Annotated in this window: 21 protein-coding genes; 11 read left to right on the forward strand and 10 right to left on the reverse strand. The window is 72.3% G+C overall.

Translation table 11 applies throughout. The annotated features are described in order from the left end of the window. From truB to MKK69_RS05110, 4 genes are all read left to right on the forward strand, one after another. Positions 1–863, forward strand: an 863-nt coding sequence (gene truB / locus MKK69_RS05095; protein WP_243966620.1) for a tRNA pseudouridine(55) synthase TruB, incomplete at its 5' end; no start/stop codon positions are given. 102 nt (positions 864–965) lie between these two features. Next, complete coding sequence (locus tag MKK69_RS05100) at positions 966–2360, forward strand: dihydrolipoyl dehydrogenase (RefSeq protein ID WP_243966659.1); 1395 nt, start codon at positions 966–968, stop codon at positions 2358–2360. A 75-nt stretch (positions 2361–2435) separates the two neighbouring features. After that, on the forward strand, positions 2436–5054 hold the full coding sequence (locus MKK69_RS05105) for a histidine kinase dimerization/phosphoacceptor domain -containing protein (RefSeq protein ID WP_243966621.1): 2619 nt from the start codon (positions 2436–2438) through the stop codon (positions 5052–5054). Continuing rightward, entirely contained in the window at positions 5051–5650 is a 600-nt protein-coding gene (locus tag MKK69_RS05110; RefSeq protein WP_313900831.1) for a biliverdin-producing heme oxygenase, read from the forward strand. The genes MKK69_RS05105 and MKK69_RS05110 overlap by 4 nt, the downstream gene beginning before the upstream one ends. 11 nt (positions 5651–5661) lie before the next feature. Here MKK69_RS05110 and MKK69_RS05115 read toward each other — a convergent pair whose 3' ends face one another. Next, complete coding sequence (locus MKK69_RS05115; RefSeq protein ID WP_243966622.1) at positions 5662–6549, reverse strand: LysR family transcriptional regulator; 888 nt, start codon at positions 6547–6549, stop codon at positions 5662–5664. A 99-nt stretch (positions 6550–6648) separates the two neighbouring features. Between MKK69_RS05115 and MKK69_RS05120 the strand changes: the two genes are divergently transcribed. After that, on the forward strand, positions 6649–7095 hold the full coding sequence (locus MKK69_RS05120; protein WP_243966623.1) for a DMT family transporter: 447 nt from the start codon (positions 6649–6651) through the stop codon (positions 7093–7095). A 53-nt stretch (positions 7096–7148) separates the two neighbouring features. Here MKK69_RS05120 and MKK69_RS05125 read toward each other — a convergent pair whose 3' ends face one another. Continuing rightward, positions 7149–9320 carry a hypothetical protein gene (locus tag MKK69_RS05125; RefSeq protein WP_243966624.1) on the reverse strand — a complete coding sequence of 724 codons (2172 nt, stop codon included), beginning with the start codon at positions 9318–9320 and terminating at the stop codon, positions 7149–7151. 201 nt (positions 9321–9521) lie between these two features. On the opposite strand from MKK69_RS05125, the gene MKK69_RS05130 reads away from it, so the two are divergent. After that, complete coding sequence (locus MKK69_RS05130; protein WP_243966625.1) at positions 9522–9806, forward strand: hypothetical protein; 285 nt, start codon at positions 9522–9524, stop codon at positions 9804–9806. Positions 9807–9827: 21 nt separating this feature from the next. Here the strand turns inward: MKK69_RS05130 and gmk are convergent, their stop codons facing one another. From gmk to mutM, 4 genes are all read right to left on the reverse strand, one after another. Continuing rightward, positions 9828–10490, reverse strand: a complete 663-nt coding sequence (gmk, locus tag MKK69_RS05135) for a guanylate kinase (protein WP_243966626.1) — start codon at positions 10488–10490, stop codon at positions 9828–9830. 49 nt (positions 10491–10539) lie between these two features. Then, positions 10540–11415 carry a YicC/YloC family endoribonuclease gene (locus tag MKK69_RS05140; protein ID WP_243966628.1) on the reverse strand — a complete coding sequence of 292 codons (876 nt, stop codon included), beginning with the start codon at positions 11413–11415 and terminating at the stop codon, positions 10540–10542. Between the two features lie 149 nt (positions 11416–11564). Beyond that, positions 11565–12989 (reverse strand): endolytic transglycosylase MltG, encoded by a 1425-nt coding sequence (gene mltG, locus MKK69_RS05145; protein WP_243966662.1) that lies wholly within the window; start codon positions 12987–12989, stop codon positions 11565–11567. Between the two features lie 151 nt (positions 12990–13140). Then, positions 13141–14034 (reverse strand): bifunctional DNA-formamidopyrimidine glycosylase/DNA-(apurinic or apyrimidinic site) lyase, encoded by an 894-nt coding sequence (gene mutM, locus MKK69_RS05150; RefSeq protein WP_243966629.1) that lies wholly within the window; start codon positions 14032–14034, stop codon positions 13141–13143. 152 nt (positions 14035–14186) lie between these two features. Between mutM and MKK69_RS05155 the strand changes: the two genes are divergently transcribed. Both MKK69_RS05155 and MKK69_RS05160 read left to right on the forward strand, forming a co-directional pair. After that, positions 14187–14996 carry a hypothetical protein gene (locus tag MKK69_RS05155; RefSeq protein WP_243966630.1) on the forward strand — a complete coding sequence of 270 codons (810 nt, stop codon included), beginning with the start codon at positions 14187–14189 and terminating at the stop codon, positions 14994–14996. Beyond that, on the forward strand, positions 14993–15283 hold the full coding sequence (locus tag MKK69_RS05160; RefSeq protein WP_243966631.1) for a hypothetical protein: 291 nt from the start codon (positions 14993–14995) through the stop codon (positions 15281–15283). The genes MKK69_RS05155 and MKK69_RS05160 overlap by 4 nt, the downstream gene beginning before the upstream one ends. A gap of 163 nt (positions 15284–15446) precedes the next feature. Here MKK69_RS05160 and MKK69_RS05165 read toward each other — a convergent pair whose 3' ends face one another. The 3 genes from MKK69_RS05165 to MKK69_RS05175 are packed head-to-tail and all read right to left on the reverse strand — an operon-like array spanning position 15447 to position 17996. Then, a complete protein-coding gene (locus tag MKK69_RS05165) occupies positions 15447–16082 on the reverse strand; it encodes a Smr/MutS family protein (protein ID WP_243966632.1) in 636 nt (211 codons plus the stop codon). Beyond that, positions 16079–17263 carry a murein transglycosylase A gene (locus tag MKK69_RS05170; RefSeq protein ID WP_243966633.1) on the reverse strand — a complete coding sequence of 395 codons (1185 nt, stop codon included), beginning with the start codon at positions 17261–17263 and terminating at the stop codon, positions 16079–16081. Before MKK69_RS05170 ends, MKK69_RS05165 begins: the two co-directional genes overlap by 4 nt. A gap of 19 nt (positions 17264–17282) precedes the next feature. Then, positions 17283–17996 (reverse strand): Tim44/TimA family putative adaptor protein, encoded by a 714-nt coding sequence (locus MKK69_RS05175; RefSeq protein WP_243966663.1) that lies wholly within the window; start codon positions 17994–17996, stop codon positions 17283–17285. Between the two features lie 333 nt (positions 17997–18329). Between MKK69_RS05175 and secB the strand changes: the two genes are divergently transcribed. The 3 genes from secB to MKK69_RS05190 all read left to right on the forward strand — a co-directional run bounded on the left by secB (position 18330) and on the right by MKK69_RS05190 (position 20626). Beyond that, on the forward strand, positions 18330–18830 hold the full coding sequence (gene secB / locus MKK69_RS05180) for a protein-export chaperone SecB (protein ID WP_243966634.1): 501 nt from the start codon (positions 18330–18332) through the stop codon (positions 18828–18830). A 97-nt stretch (positions 18831–18927) separates the two neighbouring features. Continuing rightward, on the forward strand, positions 18928–19341 hold the full coding sequence (locus tag MKK69_RS05185; RefSeq protein WP_243966636.1) for a DUF4865 family protein: 414 nt from the start codon (positions 18928–18930) through the stop codon (positions 19339–19341). A gap of 52 nt (positions 19342–19393) precedes the next feature. After that, the gene (locus MKK69_RS05190; protein ID WP_243966637.1) at positions 19394–20626 is read left to right on the forward strand and encodes an MFS transporter; all 1233 of its coding nucleotides are present in this window, start codon (positions 19394–19396) and stop codon (positions 20624–20626) included. Positions 20627–20792: 166 nt separating this feature from the next. On the opposite strand, the gene MKK69_RS05195 is transcribed toward MKK69_RS05190, so the two are convergent. Further along, positions 20793–21668, reverse strand: a complete 876-nt coding sequence (locus MKK69_RS05195; RefSeq protein ID WP_243966638.1) for an RNA polymerase factor sigma-32 — start codon at positions 21666–21668, stop codon at positions 20793–20795. Positions 21669–21805: the final 137 nt, after the last annotated feature.

Consider the following 21805-nt stretch of genomic DNA (forward strand, 5'->3'; position numbering starts at 1 on the left):
TGACCTCGACCCACGCGGTCGCGGTGGTGAAGCGCGCCTTCAACGCCAAGAAGGCCGGCCATGCCGGCACCCTCGACCCGCTGGCTTCCGGCATCCTGCCGATCGCGCTGGGCGAGGCGACCAAGACCGTCCCCTTCGTGATGGACGGCCGCAAGGCCTATCGGTTCACCGTGCAATGGGGTGTCGAGACCGACACCGACGACGCCGAGGGGCGCCCCGTGGCGACCAGCGAGGCCCGGCCGGACCGCGCGGCGGTCGAAGCCGCCCTGCCGGCCTTCGTCGGGGCGATTGAGCAGGTCCCGCCGCGCTACTCGGCCATCAAGATCCAGGGCGAGCGCGCCTACGACCTCGCCCGGGAAGGCGAGATCGTGGAGTTGGTCGCCCGGCCGGTGCAGATCGATCGCCTGGCGGTGATGGAGCATGACGGCATGCGCACGGTGATCGAGGCGGAATGCGGCAAGGGCACCTACGTGCGCGCCCTCGCCCGCGATCTCGGCCGGATGCTCGGCTGCTACGGCCACGTCGCGGCCCTGCGCCGGACCCGGGTCGGGCCCTTCGCCGAGGCGGATTCCTGCGCGGTCGCCAGCCTCTCCGAGGGAACCCCCGAGGCCGCGCTGGCCCATCTCCGCCCGGTGGAGACCGCCCTCGACGCGATCCCGGAGGTCGCGGTCTCCCGCGACCTCGGCCTGCGCCTGATGCGCGGCCAGCCGGTGATCCTGCGCGGCCGGGACGCCCCCGTGGAGGGGAAGGCCTTCGCCACCTGTGCGGGGATCCTGGTCGCCGTCGGCGACGTGGAGCGCGGCGAGCTGGTGCCGCACCGGGTGTTCCACCTCGGCGGTACGGCGCCGGGCCGCGGGGCCTGAGGCGCGGGGCCCCCGGGGTCCCACCGGTCTGAGACGCGTGCGCGCAGGGGGAACCGAACCTGAGCCGTGCCGCTTTGCCCGGCGGATGGTCCGGGGTGAATGATGCGCGAACTCGCGTGCGACGTGGCGGTGATCGGGGCCGGGACGGCCGGTCTCGCCGCGCGTCGCGCCGCCGCCTCGGCCGGGGCGCGCACCGTCCTGATCGAGCGCGGCCCCGGCGGCACAACCTGCGCCCGGGTCGGGTGCATGCCCTCCAAGCTGCTGATCGCGGCCGGGGCCGCCGCCCATGCCGCGCGCAACACCGACTTGTTCGGGATCCGGGTGTCGGGGGTCTCGGTGGATGGACCCGCCGTGCTGGCGCGCGTCCGGGCCGAACGCGACCGTTTCGTCGGCGGCGTCCTCGAGGGCGTGGACGCGCTGCCCGAGGACGGCCGGATCGCCGGCAGCGCCCGGTTCGCGGACGGCGGCACGCTCCTGGTCGGGGAGGATGCGCGCATCCGGTTCCGCGCCGCAATCATCGCCACGGGGTCGAGCCCGATCGTGCCGGACCCGTTGCGCGGTCTGGGCGCCCGCGTCCTGACCACCGACAGCCTGTTCGAGATGCCCGATCTGCCGCCCTCCCTGGCCGTTCTGGGGGCTGGCGCGGTCGGGATCGAGATCGCCCAGGCGATGGCGCGGCTGGGCGTCGCCGTGACGGTGATCGACGCCGGTAAGACCGTAGCTGGCCTGCGCGAGCCGGACCTCGCCCGCCAGGCCGCCGCGATTTTCGGCGCCGAACTCGACCTGCATCTCGGCGCCCGGTTGCGGGCCGCCGTACCGGAGGGCGACGGCGTGCGCCTCGACTGGACCGATCGCCACGGGCGCGCACAGGTGACGCGGGCGCGCCGGGTGCTGGCCGCCGCGGGACGCTCACCGAATCTTGATGACCTCGATCTCGCCGCCGCGGGCCTGCGCCCCGGCGAGAACGGCGTGCCCGATTTCGACCACCGCACCCTGGTCTGTCCGGGGGCGCCGATCCTGATCGCGGGGGACGCCGATGCCTGGCGGCCGGTGCTCCACGAGGCCAGCCGCCAGGGCAGGATCGCCGGGGCCAACGCCGCCGCCCTGGCCGCGGGGCGTCCGGTCCAGGCGGTCACGCCCTGGACGCGCCTCGCCATGGTGTTCACCCATCCGCAGGCCGCCGCGATCGGCGCGCCCTACGCCCCGGAGGCCGGCGACCGCCTCATCGGCGCCATGGACTTCTCCGACCAGGGCCGCGCCCGGGTCGAGGGACACAACCGGGGTGGCATCCGGGTCTGGGCCGATCGGGACGGGCGGTTGCTGGGCGGCGAGATGCTCGGGCCCGGCGTGGAGCATCTGGCCCACCGCCTCGCCGACGCGGTCGCGGACGGACTCACGGCCCGGGATGCGGTCGAGCGACCGATTTATCATCCTACAGTTGAAGAGGGATTAAAAACGGCGATGTCGAATATCGTTCAGTCGACAAGCAAGTGCTGATCGTGTCGGGATCCCCAGCATTGCGCTTCCCCGATCTCACCGCCATACCCGAAGCATGAGCTGGTTTGGTTCCTGATGATGCCGGGTCCGGTGCTCGATAGCGATATCGACCTCGACGCGCTCGCGCCCGACGCGATCGACCGCCTGGATCAGGGGGTCATCGGTCTGGATGCGGCGGGCGCGGTCGTGGCCTTCAGCGAGGGCGCGAGCACGATCTCAGGACTTGCCCGTGAGGCGGTGCTCGGACGCGACTACTTCCGCGACGTGATGCCGGGGGCCAACGTCCCGGGTTTCCGGGGGCGCTTCCTCGCCGGCGCCCGCCGCGGCGCTCTGGACGAGCGCTTCGACTACGTGTTCGGCCGCGTGCCGCAACCCCTGCGGGCCCGGGTTCACATGCGCCACGGGACGATCGCGGGTGGGCCTCCGGTCACGTGGCTGACGATCGATCCACAGGAAACTCTGGGCGCCGGCCTGCCCCGGGAGGCGGTGCTCGCGGCGATCGGGCACCGGGTCCGGGCCGAGCCGGTGGATGCCAGCCTGTGCGCGCGCGAGCCGATCCACATCCCGGGCTCGATCCAGCCCAATGCGGTGATGATCGCGGCCGATATCGACACCCTCCTGGTGTTCGCCCACTCGGCCAACATCGCCGAGATCGTCGACCCAGCCGAGCCGCCGCTGGCGGGCCGCCCCCTGGCGGAGGTCCTGCCGACTACCTTCGTCGAGAAGATCAAGAGCCGGTTGGCCGAGGGAACGCTGAGCGACGGGCGCTCGGTCCGCGCCCGGCTCACCGTCCCGGGCAGCGACGCGCGCTATTACGCCGTCGCCCACGCCCATGCCGGACGGCTGATCGTCGAGCTGGAACAGGAGCCCGATTCGCCCGACGATTTCGCCACCGCCAGCCAGGTCGATACCGAACTCGCGGTCGGGCGCCTGCGGGAGGCCGAAACGCTGGCGGATGCGGCCCGGATCGCGGCCCTGGAGATCCGTGCGCTGACCGGGTTCGAGGCGGTGCTGGTCTACCGTTTCGATGCGGATTGGAACGGCGAGGCGGTGGCCGAGGACAAGGTGGGCGACTGGTCGCGCAGCCTGCTCGGCCTGCGCTTCCCCGCCTCCGACATCCCCGCCCAGGCGCGCGCGCTCTACACCAAGGCCAAGAGCCGCTTCGTGATCGATCGCGACAGCGTCCCGGTGGGGCTGGTGGCCGCGCCGGGCGCCGGCAACGGCCCGATCGACCTGACCTTCGCCCAGCACCGGACGCTGTCGCCGATCCACCTGGAGTACCAGCGCAATCTCGGCGTGAACGGCTCCATGTCGATCTCGATCATGGTCGAGGACCGCCTCTGGGGCCTGATGATCGGCCACCATCGCCGCCCGCACTACGTCACCCCGGAGACCCGCTCCGCCGCGACCGTGCTGACGGACGCCTTCGCCATGCGGGTGCAGGAGATCGAATCCCGCAGGCTCTGGGCCGAGCGGCAGGCGCATCTCGACGTCGAGGGCCGGCTCGTGCGCGGGCTGACCCGCTCCGACGATTTCGTGGCGGCGCTGACCGCCGGGGACACCACGCTGCTCGACCTGTTCAGCGCCACCGGCGCCGGCATCGTCGCGGGGGAGCGGGTCACGCTGATCGGCCGCACGCCTCCGCCGGACAGGGTGACGGCGATTGCCGCCTGGCTGCGGGCACGCATCCCGGAGGGCGAATTCGGCTACAGCAGCAATTGCTTCACCGCCGAGTACCCGGAGGCCGCCCCGCACCGCGAGAGCGCCAGCGGGGTGCTCGCCGCCTTCGTGGACCAGTCGCGCGAGACCCTGCTCCTGTGGTTCCGCCCGGAGGTGCCCAGCACGGTCACCTGGGGCGGCGATCCGCGCAAGCCCGTGCTGGCCGGCAGCGGCCCCGTGGCGGTGCTGCCGCGGCGCTCCTTCGAGCGCTGGGTCGAGGAGCGCACCGGCTTCGCCACCCCCTGGGCCGAATGGCAGACCCAGCTCGCCGCCTCCCTGGCGGAGGCGGTAGAGGGCGTCGTGCTGCGCCAGCGCCGCAAGATCGACGAGCTGACGAGCCTGCTCGCCGAGAAGGAGCGCCTGCTGGAGCAGAAGGACCTGCTCACGCGGGAGATCGACCACCGGGTCAAGAACTCCCTGCAGATCGTCTCGGCCTTCCTGCAGATGCAGCGTCGGCAGATCGCCGACGGCGAAGCCCGGCAGGCCTTCGCCGACACCTCGGCCCGGGTGATGAGCGTCGCGCGGGTCCACGACAGCCTCTATCAGGCCGAACGCGTGGACGAGGTCGATCTCGGACAGACCCTCGAGAGCCTGTGCAACGATCTGGCCGAGCTGGCCGGGGAGGGCCACGCCGTCGACCTCACCGCCGAGCCCGGCCTGATGGTGCCCTACCGCAAGGCCGTGGCGCTCTCGCTGATCGCCACGGAACTCGTCACCAACGCCTTCAAATACGCCGCCAACCCGGCTGGCGGCGGCCGCGTCGAGGTCACCGTCTCGGCCTCCGGCCCCGGCGAGGTGCAGCTCCGGGTCTGCGACGACGGCGCCGGCCTGCCCGACGACTGGGCCGACGCCAAGGCCCGCGGCAGCCGGGGCACCGGCCTCGGCATGAAGTTGATCCGGGCGATGCTCGACCAGATCAACGCCCGGCTCGACGTCGCCAACACGCCCGGCGCCTGTTTCACGATCACCGCGTGAGCGCCGCCACTCCGACGCGCCGCGACGGCCTGCATGCCCGCCTGCGCATGGCCACCGATCCGGCGCACCAAGCGCTGGAGGCGGGGCTCGACTGGCGGGCGCGGGTCGCGAGCCGCGCGGGCTACCGCGATCTTCTGGCCCGGCTACACGGCTTCCATGCCGTCTGGGAAGCGGCGATCGGGGCGCAGCTCTCCGACGAGCCGTTCCTCGGGCCCCGGCGGCGCCTCGCCCTGCTGGTCGCGGACCTCGACCATCTCGGCCTCACGCCGGCGACGGTCGCGGCTCTGCCGCGGCCCGCGCCCGTCATCCTCGACGGTCCTGCGGCGGCGATGGGGGCACTCTACGTGCTCGAGGGCTCGACCCTGGGCGGACAACTGATCGGTCGGCACATCGCGGGGCTGCACGGCTTCGGCGAGACGGGGCTCGCCTATTACCGGGCCCACGGCCCCCGGGCCGGCGCGATGTGGGGCGCCTTCCGGCTGCGGCTTGAGGATTTCGCCGCGGATCCCGTCGCGGAAGCCACCCTCACTGCGGCGGCGGTGGCGACCTTCGCGGCCATGCGGGACTGGCTCTGCACCGCGCCGGCAGCGGACTGACCCGCGCGGGCTCAGCCCAGCGCGTCCCGCTCCGCCTTGAGATGGGCGATCAGCCGCCCGGCGAGGCGGCCCGGCGGCCGCCCGCCCGGGTACAGCAGGTGCGTCTCGATCGGGATGCCGGGCTGGAACGGGCGCAGGACGATCGCCAGACCGGTCATGTCGCGCGCCGGGACGGGATCGACGAGGGCGGCGCCGAGACCCTCGGCCACGAGCCCGCAGCGCGCGGCGGTGTATTCCGCCATGAGGACGAAGCGCGGGCTCACGCCGGCCTCCGCGAAGGCCGCCTCCGTGGCCGCCTGGACGGGGCTCGATCCCGCCGAGATCAGCGGGATTTCGGCGAGATCCGCCGCGGTGACGACCCGCCTGCGGGCGAGGGGATGGCGCCGCGGCAGCGCGCAGACGGCCGCCACGGTCAGGAACGGCTCCGCGGTCACCCCCGTATAGCCGGATCGCGGCCGCGCCAGGCCGAGGTCGCACTGGCCCGACGCTGCCCAGGACCAGATCGTGTCGGGGCTCGGCACATGGACCGAGACCCGCAGGCCCGGGCATTCCGCATCGAGCCGCCGGAGCGCCCGGGGCAGGAGCCGGGCGGCCAGGGACGGCTGGCAGGCCACGCGCAGGACGCCGGTGCCCCGGTCCCGGATCCGGCGGGCGGCGTGGCGCAGATGGTCGAGGCCGGCGAAGGTCTGCGCGACCTCGTGGGCGAAGGCCTCGCCCTCCTGGGTCGGGACCGCGCTGCCGTGGCCGCGGACGAAGAGCGGGAAACCGAGATCGGCCTCCAACTGCGCGATGGCGCGGCTGACATGCGGCTGCCCGACGCCCAGCGCCTCCGCGGCCCGCGTCATGCCGCCATGGCGGATCACGGCGCGAAACAGATCGAGATGGGCCGGGTTGATCATGCCGATCCTGCATGGAGTCAGGAAAAGGCGGCATTTGACGGCATGACGCGGAGGCGCTGTCAATCACAGCCCGGTTTCACTCGGACAACAGGCCCGCCCATGCTCGTCCTCGCGCTCTCCGCCCTCCTCGCCGTGCTGGCGGGCGCCGGCCTCGTGGTGCAGCAGATCCTGAATGCGAACCTGCGCGCGGGGCTCGCCTCGACGGCCTGGGCGGGGTTTGCCAGCTACTTCGTCGGCCTCGCCTGCATGACGCTCCTGGCCGCCGCCCTGCGCGACCCCCTGCCGGCGGCGAGCGCGGCGGGGCGCATCCCGTGGTGGACCTGGAGCGGCGGCCTGTTCGGCGCCCTGTTCATCGGGCTCGCCATCCTGCTCGTCCCGAAGCTCGGGGCCGCGACCTTCTTCGCCCTTCTGGTGACGGGCCAGATGCTCGCCTCGGTGGTGTTCGACCACGTCGGCCTGCTCGGCCTCGCGCAGCGGCCCATCGACCTGCCGCGCCTCGCCGGGATCGGGCTGCTGATCGGCGGCGTCGTGCTGATCCGACGGTAGGGGAGGGGCCGGTTCGGGGCCCACGCTGGAAATCCGGCCGTTCAACGGAAGCCCTACGGGATCTGCGTATCCCGGTGATCGCTCATCGACGACGGTGCATCGGTGATGTCGTCCATGACGAGCTGATTCAGGGCGCAGATGAACGACGACAGCCGGTAGCCGTCGTGGCGCGAGAGGGCGTTGTCGAAAGCCCGGACGTTCCAGAACGGGTCGTTGGGGCGGGTGATCGGTGCGAGGCCGGTCAGTTGCAGGCCGTGCAGGAAGCGGGCGGCCGGTCCGTTCTCCCCGGACCCGCCGGGCGCGAGGTCGGTGCTGTCCCAGAAGTTGCCGCGCCGGTCGGCACGCGCCAGCCGGGCCCGGGTCAGCCAGTGATCGGAGCGCGGGCAGTCGATGGCGGCGTCGGCCAGCGTCGCGTAGGGGTGGTGCCGTTCGAGGCCTGGAGCATCGAGCCCGAGCAGCTCGTGGGTCGTGCCGAAGGGGGCGGCCGACGGCTGGGCATCGGCGAGCACGCCGGCCGCCGGCCGCGGCGGGTCGAGGTTGCCGATGGTGTGCGAATCCTCCCGGGCGCTGTTCTGGAACGGGAAGGTCGCGGCCAGCAGCGACAGGGTGCGGAGCGGCAGCGTCAGCAATCCCGCCAGGAGGTCGACGGGCGGCGGCGGGGTGCAGCTCTCGCCCCGGGGCTGGCGGCCCTCGAACCGCGCCGCCACACGGTCGAGGAAGCCGGCGGCCGGCCGGAAATCGAACTTGAAGGTCGGAAACAGGTCGTGCGTCGCCCAATCGTAGTCGACGCCCGCATCGAACATGCTGTCGGTGGCGGCAAGCCGGCTCCGGATCTTTCGACGGGCCGCGGCGAAACGATCCTCGGCATCGAGGCCGATCCACGCGCAATCCCCGGGCCTCAGCCCGCCGGCCGGGAAGGCGAGAGCCGCGGTCACCGACATCAGGACCGGCCGCTGGTCGGCCGGGAAGTACCCGTCGTCGCGCACGACCTCGGAGGCCGGCGTGTGTGCGTCGGCATGGTCGGCGAGCTTCATCCAGACCTCGCGCTGGATCGCGGTCCACTTGCTCGCCTCGGAGGCCGGGTTGATCAGGACCACGAGATTGCCGAGCACCGGCGGGAGCGTCTCCCCGAACCGATGGCGGCGCACCGCCTTGACCAGGTCGTCCTTGAGCCCGCTCGCGAGCATGTTGCCGCCGAGGCTGTGTCCCGCGACGATCAGCTTGTTGTGCGCGCCCGGCGCACTGAGCGTGGTCTCGATCGTGCGGAGCGCCGAGATCGCCGCGGGCGCGATCGCCTCGCTCACGGGCTTCCGGTCGAACAGGGTGGCGCCGGCCGACAGGTTGCCGAAGAAGCCGCCGATCGCGTCGCCGAACCGGAGCCGCAGGCCGCGCTCGTCGACCCGCGCCCCGCGCCAGCCGATATAGATCGCCGTCACGTCCATGTCGCAGACGCTCGGGTCGCTCGGGCAGCGCTGCGCGAGGAAACGGGCGGCGTGGGCCGCGTAGAGGCGCAGGTCCGCCACGTTGCCGTCGCCGATCCGCGCGTCGTGCCGCCAGCCGTGAACGAAGGCGATCACGTAGTGCGAACCGGTCGAGAGATGCGTCTTCAGGGCGTCGAGCTGGGTGATGACCGGCTTGACCATCGTGACCGGCACGCCCTTGGCGCGCATCTCGTTGTCCATGGCGTGGCGCAGCATCGCGCTGTCGATGGCCGTGTCGCTCGCCCCCTCGCGCGAGACCAGCGCGTAGGGTTCGCCGTCTTCCTGGAACTCGATGAAGCCGAGGTGGTAGGCGAGGTCCCGCCCGCCGGGATCGCGGGCCCGGACGACGTGGCGCTGCAGGGCGCAGCGCAGCCGCGTGGCCCAACCCGCATCCGCCGCGATCACCGCGTCCTCGTCGTTGCTGGCATCGACCCAACCGTCCCCGTCGGACGGCATCGTCGCCCGCAGGGTCTCGCGCCCGGTATCGGCCAGGATCGTCCAGCCCTTCGCGAGCCCGTCGCGGCATTCGGCGAGGCTCGGGTCGAGGTTGCGATAGGCGTGCGCCTTGTCGGTCGAGAGCACGACGTAGTTCAGGAACAGGATCCCGAGCGCCGCGAGGACGAGCGCGCCGGCCATCCGGGCGGCGATGCGCACCGTGTACGAGACCCCGCGAAGGAACATGAAGGCTGCCCGACCCACCGGGCGGCGCCGTGCGCCCGGCGCGGTCACCCGTCCCACGCTCATCGCGGCCGTATCCTGATCGCGGGCACCGAAGGTCGCCGCTTCAGTCGGACCGCAGACGGCGTCATCGCAATCCCCCTTCGCCCTGCCGCCCTTCGTTCGCCGTCGGCGCCCCGTTACGCGGCAGGCGACGGTGATCCGGTCCCGGTAACCGCCGCGCCCAGGACGGCGAAGTCCCCTCGGTCGAACCGGGGGAGATCCATCATGATGCGCGCACTTCTGCCAGCTGTCGCGCTCCTCGCCGGCACGGGCGTGGCCACGGCGTCCCTGTCGAGCCTCGTCGGCGCCTGGGGGCATGACTTCGTCGTCACGCCGTTCGAGCCGATGCAGCTCATGGTCGCGATGGCGACCGACAAGGGCACCGGCAAGCGATTCAACCTCATCAAGATGCCGGACGGCCTCGTGATGGCGGTCGTGCCCTTCGACCAGATGGCGAAGATGCCGGAGATCGATCCCAAGAGCCTGATGCCCTTGGGCGGGGGACGATGAGCGATCGAGCGCCGGCGGACCCTACGGCGTCTCGGCCAGCAGCCCATCCACGAAGGTCGCGAGGCCGGTCCGGCGCCCGCGCCGCAGCCGCTCGGCCGCCAGGATCCCCTGGAGGGCCCGGAAGGCGTTCTGCAGGTCGTCGTTGACGATGACGTAATCGTACTCGACCCAGCGCTGGATCTCGGTGCGGGCGTTGGCGAGGCGCTTCTCGATCGTGTCGGCCGAATCCTCGGCCCGGCGCTCCAGGCGCTGGCGGAGCTCCGCCAGGCTGGGCGGCAGGATGAAGACCGTCACCACGTCCTCGGCGAGCTTGGCGCGCACCTGCCGGGTGCCCTGGTAGTCGATGTCGAAGATCATGTCGCGGCCGGCCCCGAGCACCTTCTCCACCGGCCGGCGGGGCGTCCCGTAATAGTTGCCGTGGACCTCGGCCCATTCGAGCAGGTCGTCGCGGCTGCGCAGGTCCTCGAAGGCCTCGCGGTCGATGAAGTGGTAGTGCCGCCCGTCGATCTCGGAGGGACGGCGGGCCCGGGTGGTGACCGAGATCGACAGGTCGAGCGCCCAGGCGGGATCCTGCGCGATCGCCCGCGTCAGGGTGGTCTTCCCCGCCCCGGAGGGCGAGGACAGGATCAGGATCAACCCGCGCCGGGCGATGGTTTCCGGGGCGCTTCCCACCGGTTGGATCATCGGCGTGGCTCCGCGGCGTTGCGCATCCGTAGGTTCCCGTCTCGACGTGTCATTCGATGTTCTGGACCTGCTCGCGGAACTGCTCGACCACGGCCTTCAGATCGAGCCCGATCCGCGACAGGCTGATGTCGTTGGCCTTGGCGCCCAGGGTGTTGGCCTCGCGGCCGAATTCCTGGGCCAGAAAATCGAGGCGGCGGCCGATGGCGCCGCCGGCCGCCAGGAGTTCGCGGGCGCCGGCGATGTGGGCGCGGAGCCGGTCGAGTTCCTCGCGCACATCCGCTTTGCCGGCGAGCAGCATCGCTTCCTGATGGAGCCGGTCCGGATCGAGGCCTCTGCCGCCGAGCGCCGCCACGGCCGCCTCCAGCCGGGCGCGCACCGCCGCGGGCCGCCGGGCCGGGTTATCGTCCGCGGCCTGGGTCAGCGCCGCGATCCGGTCGACCTGGGCGGTCACGACCTGCTCCAGCTGGCGCCCCTCGGCGCGGCGGGCCGCGACGAGATCCGCCACCAGCCGGACCGCACCCGCGGCGAGGTCCTGGGCCAGCGCCCCGGTCTCCGGCGCCTCGTCCTCGATCTCGACGACGCCGCGCACGCCGAGCAGCCCGTCCAGGGTGGCGGGGGCCACGCCCGCGGGGATCGGCACCCGCGCGACGGCCTGGGCGAGGCTCGCCAGCAGCGTCTCGTTGATCCGGACCCGCGTCGATGTCTCCGGCTTCGTCACCGTCAGGGTCAGCTGGCACTGGCCCCGGGCGAGGGCCTTCTGAAGGGCCGCGCGGGCGATCTCACCGGCCCCGTCCTGGCCCGCCGGCACCCGGACGCGCACGTCAAGGCCGCGCCCGTTGACGCTGCGGACCTCCCAGGCCCACTGGACCGATCCGGTCGTGCCCGCCGACCGGGCGAAGCCGGTCATGCTCGCGATCTGGGCCATGCCGACCCCCCGTCCTCAAGAAGATCGGGGCCTGTAGCACGGATCGCCTCGGTGGGAAGCGGTGATGGGGCGGTCCGGGGCGGGCGAGGCTGTCGGGCTGCGACGGCGGAGGCCGTCCCACGACCCGGGCGAAGCTCGGCCGCTGCCGCTTACCGCCGCTTGCGCGGGGCGGGGGCCGCCGGATCGGCCAGGGACGGCACGGTCTTGGGCGAGCCCAGGTCGTAGCTGCGGTTCTTCAGCGGATCGAGGCGCGTGCCCTCGGAGGCATCGAAGGCCCGCGTGCCGGCCGGCGCGCCGGTGTCGAGGGCGAAGGCCGCGTTCGTGTTGGTGCCGTCCGCGCCCGCGGGGACGCCGCCCGGCGCGTAGGCCGAGGCGCGCCCCGGGGTCGCCGGATCGGGGCCCGGCTCGACCTTGTCGACCGCGTCCGGCGGCGCCTGACGGCCCTTCTCCACCGCCCGCCAGCGGGCGACGTTGCGCTGATGCGCCTCCAGGGAATCGGCGAAGGCGTGGCCGCCAGTCCCGTCCGCCACGAAGTAGAGGTCCTTGGTCCGGGACGGGTTGGCGACCGCCTCCAGGGCGGCCTTGCCGGGATTGGCGATCGGGCCCGGCGGCAGCCCCTCGATCACGTAGGTGTTGTAGGGCGTCGGCCGGTCGATCTCGGAGCGCAGGATCCCGCGGCCGAGGGTGCCCCGGCCGCCCACGAGCCCGTAGACGATCGTCGGGTCGGATTGCAGCTTCATCCGCTTGTTCAGGCGGTTGATGAAGACGCCGGCCACCCGCGGCCGCTCGTCGGCGCGACCGGTCTCCTTCTCGACGATGGAGGCGAGGGTGACCATCTCGGCCGGGGTCCGCACCGGCACGTCGGCGCTGCGCCGGAGCCAGATCTGGTTCAGGACCTCGCGCTGCTTGGCCTTCATCAGGTTGACGATCTGCTGGCGGGTGGCGCCGCGCTCGAACTTGTAGGTGTCGGGCAGGAGCGTGCCCTCCGCGGGGATCTCGTTGATTTCGCCGGTGAGCACGTCGTTGTCGTTGAGCCGGCCCACGATCTGCTCGGAGGTCAGGCCCTCCGGGAAGGTGATCGCGTGCTGGACCTGCCGGCCGGTGGCGATCGTGTCGAGCGTCTCGGCGACGCTGGCATGGGCCTTGAACACGTACTCGCCGGCCCGCAGCGCCGGACGGCCGCCGAAGCGGGCGGCGAATTCGAACAGGCCGGTATGATCGATCACGCCCTCGCGCTTCAGCGTGTCGGCGATCTCGCCCGTGCCGCTGTGGGTCGGGATCACCACGACCTTGTCGGCCCCGAGCGGTCCCGACTCGCGCACCTGCCGCTGGAACAGGGTGATCCCGATCATCGCCGCGATGGCGATGACCACCGCGAAGGTCAGCGCACCGCTGATGATGCCGATGAAGCCGCTCCGCTCGCGCTCGGGACGCTCCGGGGGCGGGGGCGCGACGGTCGGCTTGATCGCCTCGCCGGGCGAGCGCGGCGAGAGCCGCTGCGGCAGGGCGGGCTCGTCCGTCGGATCCCGCGTGATGACCTCGGGCGCGGGCGTCTTTGGGCGGCGGAAGAACATCGGGATCCTGTCTGGGGCCATGCGACCCGCCACGCGCCGCGGGCCGGGATCGGCTGCCCGCAGCCGGGTGCGCACGTCGAGGGCTGCGACCCTAGCCCGGTTTGTGGCGAAAATGCCGTCCGGCCCCGCCGGGATGCGCGGATCGTCGCGGTCAGCCGAGGGGCTGGCAGGCGGCGCAGAAGAAGGTCGAGCGGTTGGCCTGGACGATCCGGGTGACCGCGCCGCCGCAGCCCGGCCGGCTGCAGGCCAGGCCGACCCGGTCGTAGACCCGGAAGGCGTGCTGGAAGGCGCCGGCGCTCCCGTCCGTATGGGCGTAGTCGCGCAGGGTCGAGCCGCCGGCCTTCACGGCCTCCTCCAGCACCTGCACGATCGCCTTGGCCAGGGCGTTGGCCTTGGGCGTCGGCCGGCCATCGGGCCGGGCGAGGCTCCCGGCCGGCGCCTCCGGATGCAGGCGCGCCCGGTGCAGGGCCTCGCAGACGTAGATGTTGCCGAGCCCCGCGATGAGGCGCTGGTCCAGGAGCGCGGCCTTCAGCGGCGCGATCCTGTGGCGGAAGAGCCCCGCGATCACCGCGCCCGAAAGCTGCCCGTCGAGGGGCTCGATCCCCATCCGGGCGAAGTGGCGGCAGGCGGCGAGATCGGCGCTCGGGACCAGATCCATGAATCCGAAGCGGCGGGCGTCGTTGTAGGTGACCGTGGCGCCGGTGTTCATCGCCATGACCACGTGGTCGTGCTTGGGGGTGCCCAGCGCGCCCTCGAGGTAGAAATCCCCGGGCGAGAGGTTGCTGCCGTCCGCCAGCGCCACGTCGAACCGGCCGCTCATGCCGAGATGCATGATCAGCGTCTCGCCGGAATCGAGGGCCGCGGTGAGGTACTTCGCCCGGCGCGCGAGGCCGGTCACGGTACGGCCCTCCAGCCGGGCGGCGAAGCGCTCCGGGAACGGGAAGCGCAGGTTCGCCCGGCGCAGGGTGACCCGGCTGAACCGGGCACCGACCAGGGCCGGCGCCAGGCCCCGCCGCACCGTCTCGACCTCGGGAAGCTCCGGCATCTGTCTCGCGGCTTGGCTTTGTGGCGCTCCGCGCGTCCGCCTCGGATATCGGCAGAAACGGCAGCCGCTGCAACGGCTCGCGGCCCGCGCGGTTTGCCGCGCATCGCAGTTCGGCGCAACGCGCTTCGGCGTCTCGAAGCGCGAGCCGTATCGTGGACTTGTCCGTCGCCGTTCCGGTGCGCGGAGCCATGCATGTCAGCCGCACGGCGTCGAGACCTATTGACGCTGAGCCGTGGGCGGCAGACCACGTGGCCGTGGGACACAGCGCGCAACCTCCGGCCACCGGCCTCGTCGGCATCGGGCTCTACACGCCCGCTGAAGCCGGTCGCCTGCTGCGCATCGCCCCCGCGAAAATCTCCCGATGGCTGCGGGGCCATGAGACCAACGGCAAGCGCTACGAACCGTTGTGGCAGCCGCAGGTGGATCTCGGCGACGAGGGCATCGTCCTCGGCTTCCGGGACCTGCAGGAGGTTCGCGTCGCGGCGACGTTCATCGAGAAGGGCTTGAGCCCGCAGCGTGTCCGCCAAGCGATCGAGCTCGCCCGCGATGTCGTCGGCGATGCACGGCCGCTGTCGACGGCCCGCTTCCGCTCCGATGGCCGGACGGTGTTCCTCCAGGTCGTGGAGGAGGACGGCCAGACCAAGCTGATTGATCTATTCCGGAAACAGTTCGCGTTCCGCGACATTCTTGAGCGTAGCCTGACCAACCTCGACTACGACGAGGCCGGTATCCCTGCGATCTGGTGGCCCCTCGGGCGCGGCAAGTCGGTGAAGATTGATCCGGCGCGCTCTTTCGGGCAGCCGATCGAGGCCGAAACCTCAGTCCCGGTCGATGCGCTCGTATCTGCGGTTCAGGCCGAAGGCTCTACGGAGGCGGCCGCGCGCGTGTGGGACGTGCCCGTCCGCGCCGTGAAGCGTGCCTTGGCGTTTCGGCGCGAGATGGACCTGCGGTCGGCCGCTTGAAGGTCTTCTTCGACAATTGCACGACTCCCGTGCTCGCCGAGACCCTGGACGGTTACCTTCGTCATCGGGACGAAAGCGCATCGCACATCCGAGACCTGCCATGCGGGCGGCATGCCTCGGACCTCGAATGGGTGGCCTACCTTGCTGAAACGGGCGACGACTGGCTCGTCATCACCGGCGACAGGCGGATCCAGAAGAACAAGGCGGAGCGCGCCGCCTTTCGGCAGGCAGACCTTAAGGGTCTGGTCCTTGCCGCCGGCTACCAGAAGACGCCGATCCACCAATAAGCGTCGCTCTTGATCTGGCGTTGGCCGGACATCGACGGTCTGCTGGCAAATCTGAGGGCGCCCTTCCTGTTTGAAATCCCGATGCATCGCCAGGCCGGGTTTCGACAGCTCCCGCTGTGATACGTCTTGCGCCGAACCGGTGTCCGCTTCGGCGGAGAACGCTTTAGCGCCGCCGCAGCCGGACGTAGAGTGCCCCGCCCCCGCCATGGTGGCGGCTGGCCTCCTCGAAACCGAGGACGATCCCGCGCAGCTCCGGTCCCCGGAGCCAGTGCGGCACGCTGCGGCGGAGCACGCCGCGCTCGGCAAAAGCCTCCGAATAATCCGGGCCACCCTTTCCGGTGACGACCAGCACGTAGGCATGCCCGGCGGCCCGCGCCCGGAGCAGGAAGCCCGTGAGCGCGGCATGGGCCTGCGCCTGCACCATCCCGTGCAGGTCGATCCGCGCGTCGATCGCCAGACGGCCGCGGCGCAGGCCGACCTTGGCGGTCCGATCCAGGCCCGGGCTCGGCCCGTGGCGCTGCGGCGGGGCCTGATAGGGTGCGGCGGTCGGCGCGTGGGACGGCTCCGCGGCCGGCTTCGGCGCACGCTTCGGGCGCGGCCTCTTGGTGACCGGCGGCGCGCCCGGCGTCAGGATCGGGTCCGTGAGCGGCGGCATGGTCGCGGCGGGCGCCGCCGGATTGGGGGCGGCCTCGGGCGGCGGGGCCGCCCGGCTCGGCAGCGGCGTCACCAGCTGGGCGATCGCGTCCCAGAGCCGGGCCTCCCCGGCGGTGAGGCGGCGCCCGCGGCGCGGCGGCCTCATCGCCCCCCCCCGGCCGAAGCGGCGGCCTTCGGCAGGAGGACCACGAAGCCGACCGCATCGCGGAGGTTCCCCGCCGCCACGCCGGCCGGCGCGCCGGTGCCCAGGAAGAGATCGCCCCGGGCCGGGCCGACGATCGCCGATCCCGTATCGGCGGCGATCACCAGGCGCCCGGCCTCGTCGGGCGCTCCGCCCGGGAGCGGGCCGGCCAGCCAGAACGGCAGCCCGTAGCGCCACAGGGCGGCATCGACCGCGAGGCTGCGGCCCGGGCTCAGCGAGGCGTTCGCCGCCCCCGGCGGACCGAGGGCCGGATCCGACACGGCGGCGAGGCGGAAGAAGATGTAGGCGGCGTTCCCCCGGATCAGCGGCTTGGCCGCCTCGGGATGGTCGCGCAGCCACCCGGTCCAGCGGGCTAGGGTCAGGCCTTCGAGGGGCAGGTGCCCCGCCTGGACGATCAGCTTGGCCACCGCCGTATAGGGCCGCCCGTTGCGCCCGTCGTAGAGCACCCGCACCGCTGACCCGTCGGGCAGCCGGACGCGGCCGGAGCCCTGGACCTGGAGGACCAGCAGATCGACCGCGTCGCGCAGCCACAGGATCGGCCGGGCATGATCGCCCAGCGCCCCGTCCTCGATGGCGGCGCGGTCGGGATAGGGCGCGAACCCCTCCGCGGTCGCACGGGCGGCGCGCAGGATGGGATCGAGGCCCGGACGGGTCTCACCGGGGCCGAGGGAGACGAGATCGTCGGGGCGGGCGAGAACCGGCGTCGTGAAGTCCGGCCCCGGTTCGAGGGAGCCCGTCAGTTCGGGCTCGAAATAGCCGGTCAGAAAGCCGGTCCGCCCCGTATCCGGCCGCTCGACCCGGAAGGCGTCGAAATGCGCCCGGAAGAACGCAGCGGCGTCGGGTACGTCCCCCGCGGCGGCCGCGCAGGCCCCTTCCAGGGCGGCCGGATCGCCCGCGACCCCCGCAGCCTGCGGCGGGGCGGGGCCCGGGGCGGTGCAGACCCGGCGGAACGCGTCCAGGGCCGCGTTCGGGTCCCGGCCGGGGAAACCCGGCACGGCCGCGAAGGCGACGGGGATCAGAGTCGCGCCGCCGACCGTCTCCGGTGCAGCGGCCGACGCGCCGGTCAGGAGGAATGCGAGGAGGGCGGCCGGGGCAGAACCGGACCAGGCGCGCGGGAGCGGCACGGCAAGGGTGTCACGAACGTCAGGCGCCGGCCTCGGTGGCCACGAGCTGCCAGTTCGGGTCGCGCGAGCCCAGGGTGCGCGCGAAGGTCCAGACATCGGGCACCTCGACCACGGTCTCGGCGCTGCCGTCCACCACCTTGCCCTCCGCGTTGCGGGTGGCGGTGATGAGGTTCGACAGGAAGCGCACGGTGACCTGCGCCACGCGGTTGCGCACATCGACCGCGACGATCTCGGCCTTGTCGATGGAGACGAAGGTGGTTTCCAGGGTCTGCTTGTTGCGCTCGCGCTCGGTGATCGCCCGCTCGAACGCCTCGCCGACCTCCTTGGAGAGGAGCCCGCGCAGGGTCTTCCGGTCGCCCTTGGCAAACGCGATCATGATCGCCTCGTAGGCCGATTTCGCACCCTCCAGGAAGGCGCGCGGCTCGAAGCCGGGCTCCGCCTGGACGCAGGCTTCGAGCCCGCGGGCGACCTCGGATCCGGGCTCGGCGATCCCGCGCCAGTCTCGCGACGCCGGGGCGGGCGGCGCGGCCGCTTGAACCCGGTCGGCCCCGGGCAGGCGCACGACGTTGTCGCCCTCGCTGCGCGCCTGGGGCTCGGTGCGGCTGCGGTCGATCGGCTTGAACGGCGAGCGTTCCGCGCCGGTCTTCTGGCCGAGCACCGAGCGCAGACGCCAGATCACGAAGACTGCGAGCGCGAGGAAGATGATCGTCGTAACGTCGAAACTATCCTGCATCATCGATCCGATGGTGGCCGCGACGAGACCCTGTGCCCCTTGCTCAGGTCATGCGCGGTGCGGCGCCGTCAAGGCGCGCATCGTCCTTGCGACTCATATCTGACCAACGCGCCGGGGGCGAGCCGGTTGTAACCGCACGCGAAGCCGGCTCCGTGTCGCACGCGATATGGGTCGCCGCGGTGCCCGCCGCCAGCGTCGCGCCAGCTCGCTTGTCCACGCAGGTCGCGCGTGTTAGCGGCCCTCCCGTTCGGGACGGTTCCGCGGCGCAATCCAGCGGCTCCCGCTGTGACAACGCGCGCCGGCCCCGCCGGCCGATCGAGAAGGATGACCCGCATGGCCGATTCACCGGCAGCGAACGGCAACGGCGGCGGCATGCCGCAGGGCGATATGCCGATGATCAACGCCCTGGCGCAGTACACGAAGGATCTCTCCTTCGAGAACCCGAACGCGCCGCGCTCGCTGCAGCCCAAGGAGGGCCAGGGGCCGCAGATCAACATCCAGGTCAACGTCAACGCGGCGCAGCTGTCCGACACCGACTTCGAGGTCGAGCTGAAGCTCGACGGCGACGCCAAGGTCCAGAACGACGTGCTGTTCGCCTTCGAGGTGACCTATGCGGGCGTGTTCCGCCTGCTGAATATCCCGGCCGACCAGATCCATCCGGCCGTGATGATCGAGTGCCCGCGCCTGCTCTTCCCCTTCGCCCGCCAGATCGTGGCCGAGGCGGTGCGCAACGGCGGCTTCCCGCCCCTGTACATCGACCCGATCGATTTCGTCGGCCTCTACCGGCAGAAGATGATCGAGCAGCAGGGCGCGCAGGGTCCGCTCGCCTCCTGAAGCCGCCTCCGGCGGCCCGTCAACGGCTGCCGGACCCGCGATAGGCCGCCGCCAGGGCGCGCAGCGCATCCGCGGCCGGCCCCCGCAAGGGGCGCGCGTGCAGCATGATCCAGGTGAGCGGGAGTTCGGGCAGGCCGAAGCGTCCCCCGACCTCAACGGCGCCAGGGCCGCCACCGCGAGCCCCGCCATGACGGCGGCCCCGACCGGCAGCACGCCGCCGCCGCCGACGAACACCCCGATCCAGGGCAGGGAAGCCGCGGCCAACGCCTCCGGTTCGCTCTCCCTCTGGCGAGAGGCCGGCGCGGCCGCGGATATCCTCGCCGGCTCGGGGTTCCGCGCCGTGGTCGAGGGCTTCGGCCGGCCCCGGATCGAGACCCGGCGGGTCTGCGCGGCGGCGTTCGGTTCCTCCACGGCGACGCGTGGACCCACCGAGACAACCCGGCTCGTCGGTCCCGGAGACGATCTCGCGGCCCGGTCGGCGAACGCTCCGCGTCGCGGAAGGCAGGCTTGACCGTTGTGGGGACCGAGTCCAGGTCCGGGGCCGATTGCAGCTCCGAGATCGCATGGCTCCCACCGCACACCTCGCCCTGATCAACGTCTTCATAGGCGACATCCAGGGGGGCCTCGGCCCCTTCCTCGGGACATGGCTGGCGGAGGCGGGCGCGTGGAGCCCCGCGCGGGTCGGCTTCGTCATCACGCTGGTCGGGTTCGGGACGCTGTTCCTGAGCGGCCCGTTCGGGGCCCTGGTCGACCGCTTCCCCCGGCCGCGCCTGCTGATCGCCCTGGCCTGCGGCGGCATCCTGGCCGGCACGCTGATGCTGCTTCCGGCCCGCAGCTTCGGCGCGGTGCTGTTCGCCCAGCTGCTGGCCGCGGCGGGGGGCACGCTGTTGTTGCCGGCGGTCGCGGCCCTGACCCTCGGGATCGTCGGGAAAGACGGGTTTCCCCGGCAGCAGGGCCGCAACCAGGCCTTCAACCATCTCGGCATCCTGATCGCGGCCGGCGGCATCAGCCTCGGCACGGGCTATTTCGGCCCGGCGATCGCCTTCTGGGTGCTCGGCGGCATGGCGGTCGCGGCGATCGTCGCGAGCCTCACGACGCCGGCGGGGGCCTGGAACCGGCGCCGGGCGGTGGGTTGGCAGGAGGATGCGGAGGACGAGCCGGCGCGCGGCGGTCTCCGGCAGGTCCTGGGCAACCGGCGGCTGCTGGTGCTCACGGTGGCGCTGACGCTGTTCAACCTCGGCAACGGCGGCATGCTCTCGCTGCTCGGCCAGAAGCTGGTGGCGACCGCCGCCGACGCCACCACCTGGACGGCGCGCTACGTAATGGTGGCGCAACTCGTGATGGTGCCGGTGGCCCTGTATGCCGGTTCGCTCGCGGACCGGCGCGGGCGGCGCCAACTCCTGATGGTCGCCTTCGCGGTACTGCCCGTGCGGGCCCTCCTGTCGGGCCTGATCGACGACCCGGTCTGGCTCCTCGCCGCCGAGATCCTCGACGGCGTGGCGTCCGGGATCGTCGGGGTGGCGGTGCCGGTGGTGGTGGCGGACCTGACCTGGGGGTCCGGGCGGACCCAGACGGCGCTGGGCAGCGTCAACGCCGTGCAAGGGGTCGGAGGCGCCCTGTCGGGCTGGTACGGCGGCCTCTCCTACGGGGTGTTCGGCTGGACGGGGGCGTTCCTGGCCCTCGGCGTTCCGGCCCTGCTCGCGCTGGTGCTGGTCATCTGGCTTGACGCGACGCCCGAGCCCGGTCGCCGCCGCAAGCGCCGGGAGCGACGCAGTGCGGCGATGCAGCGGGCGTAAAGGAGCGTGGCGGACTCCGACGGCGTTCGGAGTCGACGGTCGATTGAAACGTGCCCCGAGCCCGCCACGCGCCCTTCTCGCAAAAAGGGGAGGGAGGGCGTGAGTTCGGTCGAAAACACGAAAGCCCGGCCGATGGCCGGGCTCGTCGTAGTGCTGGTGAGGCGATTCAGCCGATATGCGGGCTGCCGGTGGCCGCCGGGAACCGGTCGGCCAGGGCGCGCCGGAGCTTTTCCAGGGCGCGGTTCTCGATCTGACGGACCCGCTCCTTCGAGATGCCGAGGCGCTGCCCCAGCGCTTCCAGGGTCGCCTGGTCCTCGGCGAGGCGCCGCTCGCGCAGGATGCGCAACTCGCGCTCGGACAGGACGGTCAGGGCCTGCTGGAGCCAGCTCAGGCGCCGCTCGCCGTCCACCGTGGCGCTCACGGTCTCGTCCGGCAGGGCGGCCCCATCGACCAGGAAGTCCATCCGCTCGGAGGAGGCGTCGCTGTCCTCACCGACGGGGGCGTTGAGCGACATGTCCGGCCCGGACAGGCGGGCGTCCATCAGAGCGACGTCGTCGCGCGAGACGCCGATGGCGGTGGCGATGCGGCGATGGATCTCGTCGCCGACATGCTCCTCGGTGGATTGCATCAGCCGGGCGCGCAGCCGCCGCAGATTGAAGAACAGGGCCTTCTGGGCCGAGGAAGTGCCCCCGCGGACGATCGACCAATTGCGCAGGATGTAGTCCTGGATCGAGGCCCGGATCCACCACGTCGCATAGGTCGAGAACCGGACGTCCCGCTCCGGCTCGAAACGGGCAGCGGCCTCCATCAGGCCAACATGGCCTTCCTGGACCAGATCGGCCATCGGCAAGCCGTAGTGACGAAAACGCCCCGCCAGGGCGATGACGAGGCGCATATGGGCGGAGATCAGGCGATGGAGGGCGCGCTCGTCGCGGTCGTCCTTCCAGCGGACGGCGAGGCCGCGCTCTTCCTCCCGGGCCAGGAAAGGCGCCTCCATCGCAGTCCGTATGAACTGCCTGCGTATTCCCGCGATCTCAGCCATTCCGCCTGCCTCTTATTGTCGAGCGCTGTTGCGGCGCCGGACCTGCTGCCCGGCGCACAGGCGCCGCCGCGAAGCGACGCCAGGCCAGCGACAACGGGAGGCCAAATAGGAAAGTTCCGCCTGAATGCCCCGGAATG

Source organism: Methylobacterium sp. J-026, from assembly GCF_022829585.1.
GTDB lineage: Bacteria > Pseudomonadota > Alphaproteobacteria > Rhizobiales > Beijerinckiaceae > Methylobacterium.